Annotated in this window: 12 protein-coding genes; 1 reads left to right on the top strand and 11 read right to left on the bottom strand. The window is 61.6% G+C overall.

The features are described 5' to 3' along the window. Window positions 1–427: 427 nt before the first annotated feature. Both JW929_14110 and JW929_14115 read right to left on the bottom strand, forming a co-directional pair. Window positions 428–1,069 (bottom strand): N-acetyltransferase, encoded by a 642-nt coding sequence (locus JW929_14110; GenBank protein MBN1440537.1) that lies wholly within the window; start codon window positions 1,067–1,069, stop codon window positions 428–430. A 99-nt stretch (window positions 1,070–1,168) separates the two neighbouring features. Further along, a complete protein-coding gene (locus tag JW929_14115) occupies window positions 1,169–1,582 on the bottom strand; it encodes a hypothetical protein (GenBank protein MBN1440538.1) in 414 nt (137 codons plus the stop codon). Between the two features lie 733 nt (window positions 1,583–2,315). Between JW929_14115 and JW929_14120 the strand changes: the two genes are divergently transcribed. Next, entirely contained in the window at window positions 2,316–3,149 is an 834-nt protein-coding gene (locus JW929_14120) for a hypothetical protein (protein MBN1440539.1), read from the top strand. Window positions 3,150–3,569: 420 nt separating this feature from the next. On the opposite strand, the gene JW929_14125 is transcribed toward JW929_14120, so the two are convergent. The 9 genes from JW929_14125 to JW929_14165 all read right to left on the bottom strand — a co-directional run bounded on the left by JW929_14125 (window position 3,570) and on the right by JW929_14165 (window position 10,976). After that, window positions 3,570–4,607, bottom strand: coding sequence for a hypothetical protein (locus JW929_14125; GenBank protein ID MBN1440540.1), 1,038 nt, complete (start codon window positions 4,605–4,607; stop codon window positions 3,570–3,572). A gap of 63 nt (window positions 4,608–4,670) precedes the next feature. Further along, window positions 4,671–5,303, bottom strand: a complete 633-nt coding sequence (locus JW929_14130; GenBank protein MBN1440541.1) for a response regulator transcription factor — start codon at window positions 5,301–5,303, stop codon at window positions 4,671–4,673. Further along, window positions 5,300–6,487 carry a sensor histidine kinase gene (locus JW929_14135; GenBank protein MBN1440542.1) on the bottom strand — a complete coding sequence of 396 codons (1,188 nt, stop codon included), beginning with the start codon at window positions 6,485–6,487 and terminating at the stop codon, window positions 5,300–5,302. Before JW929_14135 ends, JW929_14130 begins: the two co-directional genes overlap by 4 nt. 75 nt (window positions 6,488–6,562) lie before the next feature. Then, window positions 6,563–7,264, bottom strand: a complete 702-nt coding sequence (locus JW929_14140) for a CPBP family intramembrane metalloprotease (GenBank protein MBN1440543.1) — start codon at window positions 7,262–7,264, stop codon at window positions 6,563–6,565. A 385-nt stretch (window positions 7,265–7,649) separates the two neighbouring features. After that, the gene (locus JW929_14145) at window positions 7,650–8,453 is read right to left on the bottom strand and encodes an SDR family NAD(P)-dependent oxidoreductase (protein MBN1440544.1); all 804 of its coding nucleotides are present in this window, start codon (window positions 8,451–8,453) and stop codon (window positions 7,650–7,652) included. Window positions 8,454–8,494: 41 nt separating this feature from the next. After that, window positions 8,495–8,668 (bottom strand): hypothetical protein, encoded by a 174-nt coding sequence (locus tag JW929_14150; protein MBN1440545.1) that lies wholly within the window; start codon window positions 8,666–8,668, stop codon window positions 8,495–8,497. A 144-nt stretch (window positions 8,669–8,812) separates the two neighbouring features. Then, on the bottom strand, window positions 8,813–9,889 hold the full coding sequence (locus JW929_14155; protein MBN1440546.1) for a hypothetical protein: 1,077 nt from the start codon (window positions 9,887–9,889) through the stop codon (window positions 8,813–8,815). 117 nt (window positions 9,890–10,006) lie between these two features. After that, a complete protein-coding gene (locus JW929_14160) occupies window positions 10,007–10,354 on the bottom strand; it encodes a hypothetical protein (GenBank protein MBN1440547.1) in 348 nt (115 codons plus the stop codon). A 238-nt stretch (window positions 10,355–10,592) separates the two neighbouring features. Beyond that, the gene (locus JW929_14165; GenBank protein MBN1440548.1) at window positions 10,593–10,976 is read right to left on the bottom strand and encodes an STAS/SEC14 domain-containing protein; all 384 of its coding nucleotides are present in this window, start codon (window positions 10,974–10,976) and stop codon (window positions 10,593–10,595) included. Window positions 10,977–12,016: the final 1,040 nt, after the last annotated feature.

Below are 12,016 nucleotides of genomic sequence, written 5' to 3' on the forward strand. Positions count from 1 at the left end.
AAACCCACCCCCGGCGAAGAACGCGCCGAGGGCCGGCGCGGGAATGACGGACTATCTCCGGCTGGGATTTTTCCACAAATACCATTGATTTACTCTATAGACAGCCCCAGGCCGATGGCGAGCTCTCCACTTTGAAATCCGGCACAGGCCGGCGATGATTCCAACCCATCTCCCGCCGACGAATTCAACCAGCGGTTTTCCAGGGCGGTTCTATCCCGCCCAATGTAATCTTACAACGTCCTTGCGAACGTCCCTGTGCGCCGAAGAAGTCCGATCCGGGTCCGGGGGGAAGAAAGTCCGGCCCGATTGTCCTCCGCGGCACTTTCCAACTCCGGATACGAAGGGGACGGCGTTGGGTCCTCCGGCAGTTCCCCGAAAAAAGCAGGCGCGGACATTCCCCCGCATGACGCACCGCCGTGCATGGGGCTTATATCAGGTACGCCCGGCGGCTGATGGAGAACAATTCCTGAGTGTATTGGTATTCTTTCTTTTTTTCCGGGAACCGCCGGTCGAATTCCTCCGCTTTGGCGCTGTCGAGATGGAACGCATCGCTTTGATGCAACCGGTACGCATGCCCCCGGCGGAAGACGTCTGGATCGAGGATCAACGCCAACAGGCCGTACGGATACCTCCCGTCCGGATCGGAAACTTGAAAGTCCTTTCCGTTTTTAAAGCCGTTTTTGCAATAATTGTGCGGATCCCCGTAGATGAAAATCCCGGGGCATCCCCTGTCCGCCGCCAGCCGCCGGGTATGCTCGATCAGCTTGGCCCCGATGCCCTTGCGCTGAAACCCCGGCCGGACGCACAAAGGGCCGAACGAAAGCGTTTCCACTTTCCGGTCATCTTCATCGAGCAGGAAGGACTTGGTGTACAGGATGCTGCCGACGATGGTCCCGTCCTTCACCGCGACGAACTCCAGATCCGGCAGGTAGTCTTTGTGGTTTCGCACCGTATGGACCAGATAGTGCTCATCGCATCCGGGAACGTATAAATTCCAAAATGCTTCCCTCGTCATGCATTCGACTTCGGAATACTCCGAAGGGTCGACATTCCTAATGACGACTTCCATCACCCGGCCCTCCCGTTTTCTTCGGCGAACACGCCGTCTGCGCGGAGTGCGCCGCCGTCGGGTCCTTTTTCATTGTCAGCACGCCCGAGCCGCAATCGATCATTGCCTCAACGCCGCCATCGCTTTGCCGCAGTCGTCCTTCTGCAAGTAGAGGATCACCCCGTATCCTCCGCGGATATGCGCCATCCCGCTGGATTCTTCCACGTGGATGCCGGCCCGGTTCAATCTGCCATAAATTTCCGCCAGGGCACCGGGCCGTTCATCGCCCGTAATTATCACCGCGGAATCGGGACCTTCGAATTTTAATCCCGCCTTCTCGGCTCCGACCGACATGACGGAGTCGTCGACCGGGATGAGCGTGAACCGGGTGTGCCGGGAATCCGCGGGAACGGCCTGATAGGCGAGGAAATCCACTCCGGATTCCGCGATCGCGGCAAGCATTTTTGAGGCTTCAGCAATATTCCCCGGAACGGTGATGGCATAACAGCCGACCTTCCTGACCTCGAGTGCCATAAATCCTCCTTTTTTATACCGGTTTTTTACGCCGCCTTGGGTCCCGCGGCCTTGCGCCGGTCAGACAGTCCGAACCATGGCCGCCGGCGAATGTGAAAAACCGCCGGGAAACCAGTTTTCTCTTCTACTCCCTGTTCCCCTCCTCCCTGCGCTTTTCCCTGCCATCCTTCACTATCCTTATCTTCCCACGCGGTTCCCCTTGCAGGCGCTTGGGATTAGCGTTCCGGGTGGAATTCTACCAGCCCATCACCAAAGATCGACGGTTTTGGATATTTACAATACGGCTTCAGCCGGCCCGAAGCCGGAAAGCATCATCCGGAGGATTGAAGGCCGGCGTTCTTGCCGGGATATTTTCCTCTGACGACTTTTCTACTCAGCCTCAGAAAAATAGAAAAGAGATCCTGCTCTTTTCCATCCGCACCCCTATCCCCCGGCCCTCCCCTCGCTCCGCTCGAGGCCAGGCTTTCCCCCTATCCTGATTTATTTCAGGTGAGGTGGAGGGGATTGCGAGGATTAGGTGCGAGGAAAGGGCAGGGACGGGGGGCTGAGGAGATACCGGACGATGTTTTTTCATTGGACAATCCGGTATTCCATTGTGAGGATGTGTTCCCCGGCAACGCATAGACAGACGGTTGCCGGATCCGTTTTCTCCGCCGTCAGACCGTTCCATTCCGTTCATCGCGGTCGGCAGTATAATACCGAAAGAAAACCGCATCGCCGGAAAGGAGCCGCCATGGAAACAACGAACGGTATCCTCCATCCGCCAGCTCGGTGTTCCCCTCCCCGAAAAGCCGCCTTCCTCCCAAATCCGCCGAAAAACGCGCCGTTGTTGATTCTGGCAATCTTCGCCCTGCTCTCCGGCGCCGCCTTTGCGCCGTCCGCGAGTACGCCGGCGGATTCCGCGCTTCCGAAGGCCGGCGGCGAAGCCGTTTCCCTCGCCGCGCCCCGCGCGGATTCGCTGATCCGGATCCGATTCGCGGCCGGGACGACCTCGGGCGCCTACGGCGGAACCCTCGCCTCCGGAGGATCGCAATCCTACATATTGTGGGCGGGCTGGAACCAGGCGATGATCGTCCGCGCGGATGCGCCCGGCAGCCAGACCTATCTGGAAATTTACAACTACTGGACCGGGATCCGCCTGTGCAGCCTTTCCAGCGCGTTGTCGTCTTGGCAGGGGTATCTGCCGCGGACCGGCGATTACATCGTCCGGCTGCAGAACAACGCCGGCGGATCGGACACCTACTCGCTTTCGGTGAAGATCCCGGCCCGGATCCAGTTTGCGCGCGGCGCGTATTCGAAATCCGTTTGGGGAAAGGGGAGCGCGGCTCAGACGATCTCTTACGTGCTGTGGGCGCGCGCCGGCCAGACCATGACCGCCTCGGTGTCCTCGTCGACCGGCGCGTCCTACCTGAACATCTACGGGTTCAGCGGCGGGCAATCGCTGGTCTCCTCTTCCTCTTCGCAGACTTCCTGGACCGGAGCACTGCCCCAATCCCAGGATTACATCGTCGAGGTCGTGCAGGGCGGAACCTGGGTGGATTTCACCCTGACCGTGACGATCGTGTGATCACCGGCCGGCAACTGCGGGTTAGGTTGTCCGAAGGGATCATCCAAGAAGCGGAGTTGCTGCTCATCCTGTTTTATAGGTAAAGAATGTCCTCCTCTTTTCCAACCTCACCTCTATCCCCAGTCCCCTTCCCCCTCTCCTGGCATAAGCCAGGAGAGGGGGAAGGGGTGAAGGGGTTGGGGGGTGAGAATTGGATGATGGCGGGAGGCTGAGAAGCAGTATCGAAGCGGATTATTTTTTGCGCGGGGAATAAACGGCCTGAGCTTCGCGCCATTCCCGCGCCTGCTTGCGCAAAGGGAGTGTGTGCTTAACGGAAATCCGGGAAGGGGATGGACCGGATGCCCGCTGAGTGCGCGCGGGCATGACGATCATTTGCCTTTTCGGCGGATCTTTTTCGGCCGGTGCGCGCTCAACGCCATCTCAGGAGACGGACGTCGCCGTGCCGAGGATTTCCTCGGTGGGCCGGGCGCATTCGGGTAATGGGGCGTAGCTGTTGCCGAACAGTTCCGGGGGCCAGCAGGCGGCGGCGAAGGCGCCGGTCGTATCGCCTCCCAGCAGGCGGTTGAGGATGTCGCGGTATTGGGAGACGGTCGGCGCGGGATGGTCGTACCCTTCCTGGGAAACCAGGCCTCCGCCCGAGCGGTACAGCGCATCCAGCTCGACCAAACTGAGCGCCAGGTGCTCCGGCCGGAAGCCATTCCTCCGGCACAACTCGTTGATCAGCCAGCCGCCGTAATCCCCGGGGGGATTTGGATCGCGGCGGGTCGTAAATTCCGCAAGGTTCAGGATGCCGATGGCATAGGAAGGAATCGGCACCACGTAATCGTGGAACCATTCGGCCCGGTAGTCGAAGAAATCGCCCGCCCGGCCCGAGATCCTTCCGAAAAAAACGGTGTGCATGTACTCGTGCAGGGGGAAATATTGTTTGTCGGGGCGGGAGGCCATCCGGGTCCATTCCTCGTCCGTAGGGTAAAACCCGGGCCCCTGGCTGCAAGTGTAGGCCCGGTGTTCGGTGTAATAAACGGAGGCGTGCCCCACCGGCAGTTCATCGCAGACGCTGTCATCCAACAGCAGGTGCATGTCCACCGGCTGCAACTCCGGCAAGGTATCGATCCCGAGCAATTCGACCAGGGCGGCGTGGCCCACTCGGAACCCGGCGTATTCGGCGTAGATGGCTTGGAGATCCAGCGGGCAGGGCTCCTGGCAGACGATCCGGAACGGATCACCGGGGAATTGGTAGGCGCTGTAGGGCACTCCCTCGATCTGAATCGCAGTCGAGGGCACGGGGACAACCTCGGCGGATTCCGGCACGGCCGCGACCGGCGTCCCGGAGGGCTCTCCGCAAGCCGTCTCCGCCGGATTCTCCTTTGTGTCGGTTGAGGCCGCGGGGGCCGTCAATCGGGCGGCGTTGCAGGCCAAGCCGAGCAGCAACGCGGCGGCAAGGATCATCCTTCGCATCGCAGGCCTTCCTTTCTCCTCAGACATCGTAACACAAGCCGGCGGGCGCCATGCCCACCGCGTTTATTCCTTTAGGCGGATGATTTTCCGCTTCACCGCCTGCGTGACCGCCGCAGTCCGGTCATCCACCCCCAGCTTGGCGAAGATGTGGACAAAGTGGGATTTCACCGTGGCTTCGGTGACGTGCAAACGGACGGCGATCTCCCGGTTGGAGCCGCCGCATGCGGCGAGTTCCAGAACTTCCAACTCGCGGCGGCTGAGCGATTCTCCCGGGGCGTCGCGCAGGCGGCGAGCGACTCTTTCGGCCACCCCGGGGGCGAGCGTGGCTTCGCCGCGCGCCGCGCCGCGCACGGCCTGGAACAACGTCTCGGGCGGCGCGTCCTTGAGCAGATAGCCCGTGGCCCCGGCTTCGAGGGCGGGGACGATGTCGGAATCCGTGTCGTAGGTGGTGAGCACCAGAACCTTCACGCCCGTCTGCCGGGCGCGGACCCGCCGGATGGCGGCCGGACCGTCGAGGACCGGCATTTGCAGGTCCATCAGGATGACGTCGGGAGCAAGCGCGGCGGAAAGCGCGGCGGCTGCTTCGCCGTTTTCGGCGTCGGCCACCACCTCGAAATCCGGCTGAGAGGCCAGCAGCGCGCGCAATCCGCTGCGGACCACGGGGTGATCGTCGGCGATCAGGATCCGGATGGTCATTGCGAATCCCCGGCGGGCACGGACACGGCGATCTTCGCCCCCGAGCCCGGTCGGCTTTCGACGGTGAAGGCGCCGCCCAGTTCCTCCGCGCGTTCGCGCATGGATTTCAGCCCGAATCCACGCCCGCTCCGCCCGGGATCGAAGCCCCGGCCGTCGTCCGCCACGTCCAGCGCGACGGCGCCGGGCATATAGGAGAGGGTGACCGTGACTTTCCGCGCCCGGGCGTGTTTGTTGACGTTCTGCAGCGCCTCGCGGCAAATGCGCAGCAGGGCGAATTCCACGGACGAATCCAGCGGGCGTGGATTTCCGGTGACGGCCAGCTCGGCGGCGACGGCGCTTTCCACCGAGAAGCGCGCCGCCGCGACTTCCAAGTCCTCGACCAACGAAGCGCTCAAGGTTTCCCCGGGGTACGGATCCCAGACGATGCGCCGGGCTTCCTCGAGGCCTTCGCGGGCGGCTTGTTCGGCCTGCCGCAGGCTTGCCGGAGCCGCCACCGGATCGCCCAGGCGCGCGGCCGAGAGGTGCATGATGATGGAAGCGAATTGCTGGGCGAGCGTGTCGTGAATCTCGCGCGCCAGGCGCTGGCGCTCCGCCAACACGCCCATTTCGCGCTCGGCCTTCAGCAGCTCGGCGCGGGTCCGGGTGAATTCCTCCAACAGGCGTTGGCGCTTCGAACTCTGAGAGGCCAGCGCGGCGATGAAAGCCCCGAGGAGGACCGCGCCTGCCAGAATCCCCAAACCGACGATCGACGCGGGGAACCAATCTTCCGGCGCATGGCGGATCACGAAGAGCGCGCAGATGAGGAACGTCTGAACCAAGGCCGCCGCTACCGCCCAGAGGAGGCGCAGCCGCGTGAAAATCATCGGATAAAACATCCCCGCCAACAGCAGGGCGACGGCATCGAGCGCGATCAGCCCGCCCCACAACGCCCAACCGAGAAGAAAATGCAGCCCGCACAATGCGGGGTTGTTCCACCAGCGCGTAACGGGATTGGCGACGAAGGGGATGTACCAGACCGCGAGCAGTGCGGCGAGAATCAGAAAGCCGGGCAAAAGGCCGCCGGCGGGGGCGTTGCCGAGGAATACGGCGACGGTCAGACCGAAAAACGCATAGGCCGAGACGTGCCAAACCCAGTCCCACTGCTCCCAGACGTCCCTTTGGGGAACCGCCCTTTTCTCCGGCATGCGGAAATTATATCCCCGCGGCCTCCGGATCCTCACGGCGTGCGGAGGCCGCGGAGCGGCGATTCTTGCCGGGGCTTACATCTTCGCCGCCAGAAAAATCAACATCGAGGCAAACGGTTCGGAGATCAACACCGCCAGGCTGTGCCCCAGGATGACGGGGGTCAGGCTGCGCTTCCCCCACAGGAACAGGCCGCCGAGCATCACGCCGTACACCAGACTGAAGAGAAAGGAGAAGATGTTGAATCCCCAGATCGTGTGGTAGAGGGCGAACACCAGCCCCGAGCCCAACACCTGGACCCAACCCGGGATGCGGATCTTCTGCAATTGGTTCATCAGGAAGCCGCGCGTGACGAAATCCTCGAGCAGCGCGCCCGTCGCGGCGATCACCGCGGTCAGGATCCGGAATCCGTCGATCCGGGCGATGTCGGCGTCGGGGTCGAATTGGAAGATGCTGGTCAGGAACAGAACGCCCCACAGCAGGCCCAACAGCAATCCGACGACCGCCGCGGCCGTGCGGGTGGGGGCGCCGAGGCCCAGCGAGCGCAGCAGATCGCGCAAGGACATGCCGCCGCTCATCCGCAGAATGACGGCGAGGATCACGCAAAAACCGATCCAGAACGAGGCCAGCAGGGCGACGACCGAAGCTTCGATCGACAGCCGCCCGCCCAGCAGGCCGGGAACGGGGCCGAAGTTCGGGCCGATCAGCAAGACGAGGAGAACGGTGACGATTGCCAGATTGCGCCAGACGGTTTTTTTATCGACCTCTGCGGCGTTCATAGTTCCTCCGGGAAGGGTTGGGATCGCCCCAGTATGCCCCGCCGAAGCCGGGCGGGCATCCGTCCGCCGGATGGTTTTTGTCTCCATCTTTCGATGGATAACGCCGCGATCAACAAGGAGCCTGTTTTTCCTCCCCCCCGCCCGCTTTTCCCTCTCCGAGCTTTCCCCCGCTTCCCCCGGCAAAGAGCAGGCCGAGGGCGGGCGCCGGCATCACGACCAATGGCTGAGCAGTCACGTTTTTTTCCATTTTTATCAATCCCCGGACACCGTATCGTCACTGCAAGCCCTTTCCAGCCCCCTGCGGAGAAAAAGAAAGCGGGTCCCCGTCAATTCCGGGAACCCGCGCCAACCACGGGAAAACCGACGGACGATCCGATCCGCCCGGTCAGCCCCCCAACAGCGACTTCATCTGGTTGTAGATCATCCGCGCGGCCCGCTCCGGGCTCAACCGGCACAGGAAATCCATGAAGGCCGCGTCCTGCCCGACCAGGATCCGGTACTTGTTCCGTTCCATCCCGTCGAGGATGATTTCCGCCGCCCGCTCGGGCGGCAGCGTTTTAAAGGAACTCTGCTTGTCCGAGGCGCCGGCGATGCTCACGCCGGAATTGGCGGCGATGTTCGTCCCCAGCGCGCCCGGGAACACGATCGTCACCCGCACGTTGGTCGAAAGCAGTTCGGTGAACAGGCCCTCGGTGAGGAGCTTCACCGCCGCCTTGGAAGCCCCGTAGACCGTCTGGCCCGGCACCGGCAGGAAGCCGCCCATGCTGGAGACGTTGACGACGTGTGCCTCCGGCCGCGCGAGCAGGTGCGGGAGGAAGGCCTTGACCATGTTGACCGTGCCGTAGAAATTGATGTTCATCACCCGTTCGATCGCGTCGAATTGCAGTTCGTTCAGCTTTACGAACGGCTGGATGATCCCGGCGTTGTTGATCACGCCGTCGACCGCGCCGAAGCGTTCGACGACCCGATCGGGCAGCTTCGCCACCGCCGCCCGGTCGGTGATATCGACGACGAACTCGGCGAAGCCGCCGCGCCTGCTTCCGGCCAGCTCCTCGGTTTCGTCCAGGGCGTCCTTTTTGATGTCGATCGCGGCGACCTTCGCGCCGCGGGCCAGGAGTTGCAGCACCAGCTCCCGCCCCATTCCGTTTCCGCCGCCGGTTACGGCGATGATCTTGTCCGCGACTTTCATATCGGTTTCTCCTTTCGGCCCTTTCCCAATATTTTTTATCTCTATCCCGCCGGGCCGTCCATGCGGGCATGAAAGGCTTTGCGGCGGGATTCATCCCGGCGCGGCAGTGGATCCGCGATCACTGCAAACGCCTCGCCGCCCGGCTTGTCGACGACCCGTCCGGCGAACGCCGGCAATCCGCTCCGCCAGGGCCGGCGCCGCGCCCTGTTTTTCATAATTTGTGAGTATTGTAATGCCGAAAAAAGTCATCAAAAGCTAAGCGAGGGATTAGAAAAAGCCGGCAAAGTCGCTATGCTCAGCGGGATCGGCGGTTTCTGCGATTCCATCCTTTTTTACGGACGGTTTGCCTTTGCCGCCGGCTACGGATCGCGCACGCAGCGATAGCTGTGGCGGGGATTCCCGCCCGTTTTCGAAGCCGTATTCACCCAGCCGTTGTAGGACACAAAATATGCCTCACGCTCGTCGAATTCCTCCGCGGCCCAGTAATACACAGGATCCAGATTCGGATTCCAAAGCGGCGTCTCCTTATCCGGTAAGATCTTGCACTCCATCCGGTCGTACCCTTCGCCCAACCAGATACAGCCGGCGTTCCGGCCGTGCCGGGCGAACGAGCGCGCGTAGTCGTCCACCGTCGGCATCCGCCAGAGGTTTTGCGGTTCGGTTTCCAGGGTCAGGCCGTCCTGGCTGAGGTATAGGCAAAGGTTGTACCGCTCCATCTCGGCGGCCGAGGCGAATTCGCCGCGGTGCGGGTCGTATCCCGGCTTGTCGCCCATGCCGAGCGGGGCAAGGCCGTAAAGGGCGATCATGTTCCAGGAAGGGAATCCGCCGTAATCCTGCCGCCAGTTCCAGCCGGGACCCTCCGGCGCCCAGATCAGGGTAACGCCGTTCCCTTCGATCCGCCTTGCGCCCCGGTCCCCGTCGTCGACGCGGGTCAGCACAATCGGCAGGGAATAGGCCGAGAGACCCGCCAGGATCAGGACCTGCGGCGCGAGCGCCAGGATGTACCATAGATTCCGCCGCCACCACATGGCGGACGGAACCCATCCATGCTCGGCCCGCCGCTTGCGGTTGCGGCCTTCCACCAACAGCAGGATCCCGAGGAAAACCAGCGGCCCGCTGACCATGAAACCAACCAAGTCGCGGCCGACGGTTAACTTCCCGTTTTCGAAACCGACGTCCAGGAAAAACAGGGTGAACAACCCGCCGAAGACGACGATCAGTCCGCCGCCGATCCGCGGCCAGCGGATGCCGGTCAGGGTCAACAGCAGAAACGCCGCCCCGGGGATCAGGTAAATCAATCGGATGTAGAACGGGCCCCACCAGCCTTCATGGTACATCTCCCCAATACTCCAATACACCCACAGGGAGGTGATGGCGATGAGAAGAGCGTAGGCGATTGCGCCGGGGGTGCGGTCGTTGATGATCCGTTGGATCATGGAATCTTCCCTCCAGGAAGACATTCTACAAAAAAGGGGGACGAGTTTGGCCGACCGCGAAGCGGGGATGCCCGAGACCGGCGGCGCCGGCGGATGTGCGCCGCCGTTTTCCGCGGCCTACTTTCCGGGCTCGATGGCGGATTGCCCCCCGCCTTCCGGCTCGCGTCTGCTTTTCCGCGCGATGAGTACGGCCGCGACGGCCACCGTGACGGTGCAAAGGATTTCAAATCCGGCGGCAAGCCACATCGAGTCGGAATCGAACAAGAACGAAACGGCGAAGCTCACCAGAAACGCCGCGGGAAAGGGCACCGCCAACAACAGGCCGAAGAGCCGGGATGAAACCGCGGGAAGCTCATATTTTCCTTTGCCGAAGAGCACGACAAACAAGCCCTCCGGCACCTTTCCGGAAACGATCAACCACAATCCCGCGATGAAAAACAGGATTTCAATGAGGAACAGGCACATATCTCCTCCGAGGAATTTATGGAAAGGGGGAACGGCTTGTTGCCCGGTCCGCCGTTTCCGCGGGCAATTCTTGGCGCGCGTCCATCCGGCCGAGCGCGACGGTCAATTCGCAGTATACCTCGCCCCTCCGCGGCGAATGTGAAGGCTGCGGAATCCGGCCGATCGGCCGTGCGGGTGCGCCGGCTTCGCGGATGGGGTCGGCCAGATTCCGCAAGCGCCAGCCGGGTATCGGGTTTTTTTATGCCTGAATGCCGAACCAATTTATTGCGGATTCTTCATTGTCAAACACGCGGATGTTCATTCCGAAATTCTGCGCCACGGTTTCCAGGAACCAATTCCCCCCGATGGTCCGACGGACATCAACCACGGCTACTTGGTTTACCCCTTTGTCACTCAGATCCTGAAGTACCTCCCGCACCAAGTAATAGATTTCCAAAAAACCAAAGGGGCCGTGCAACTCCCGCACATCGACGAGGATCCTCGCATATTTCCTCTCCACAGCGGCGCGGAACGCCTCGTCAACCAGTTTTTTTACGGTTTCTTTGGAGCGTTTCCCGCTCGCCGCAACGGACAAATAATCCGGTTTGTTCTCGATCCCGATTGCGATTTCGCCATTTTCCATCGCGCCCCAACCTCTCTTCCAAGCAAGAACGGGCTTGCGTTCCGACGACAACCGGGGGAAACATAGTTGTCCGCCGCCCGGGACCGGGAGCAACGATAAAAAAACACCCATCCTCCCTGCATCCGGGGGGCCGGAAGATCCCGCCATCGGGAATTTTACCCGATCAGCCCGAAGTGGGTTTCCGGCTCCCGGCATCCGACAGCAGGGCCGGCAGACAAGTCCGGCGGAGTGCAAGCCACATTCCCGTATTCCGAATCGACTCTCTAAGCCTCGGAAAAAGGGATCTTGCTTCGCGATGCATTTGGGATTGAGATACCAACAGGTTTCTGAAAAGGCACGTTTTGTTTTTACAAGTCCCGCCGCGGACCGCACGCACATGCGGGGCGGCCTGCCCGGCCGGGGGGCAGGCTGGGGAATCCGGGAGGGAGGCCGGGCCGGACTCCGCTTCCTCAGGCCGCGCTCACTCTGCGAGGGTATGCCGGCAACAACATTGTCAAGTTTTTTATCTCGTGAATTTGGTAAATGATTAAATTCCCGCGCCTACCCTCGCGCCCGCCCTCGTTAATTAAGGGAAGCAAGGGAAGCGGGGGAAGCGTGATGAATCTGGTGTGCATCCTCGCCACCCGATCCCTGGATTCCCGCCAAGAACACGCGGGAATGACGACCCAACCGTAAGTAACGGTTGAATGAAAAAACCGTTTTTCCGCTGTTCAGATATCCCTTTGAATCATCAAAATAAGGGGTGTCATGCCCGCGCCTGCCCTCGCGCCCGCCCTCGTTAATTAAGGGAAGCAAGGGAAGCAAGGGAAGCGGGGGAAGCCGAGGAAGCGAGGTTCGAAGCCGGGGTCCAGTATTTATTGAAGATTTTCTGGACGCCGGCTAATTTCACCCCCGGCAAAGAAAACGCCGAGGGCGGGCGCCGGCATGACGATCGCCAGCTGAGTAAGAAAAAATGTATCTGCTCAGCCTCAGTAATACTGAAATGAAATCCTGCTCTTTTCCATCCTCACCCCTATCCCCTGGCCCCTTCCCCCTCTCCT

Source organism: Anaerolineales bacterium (genome assembly GCA_016928575.1).
In the GTDB taxonomy this organism is placed as follows: Bacteria; Chloroflexota; Anaerolineae; order Anaerolineales; family RBG-16-64-43; genus JAFGKK01.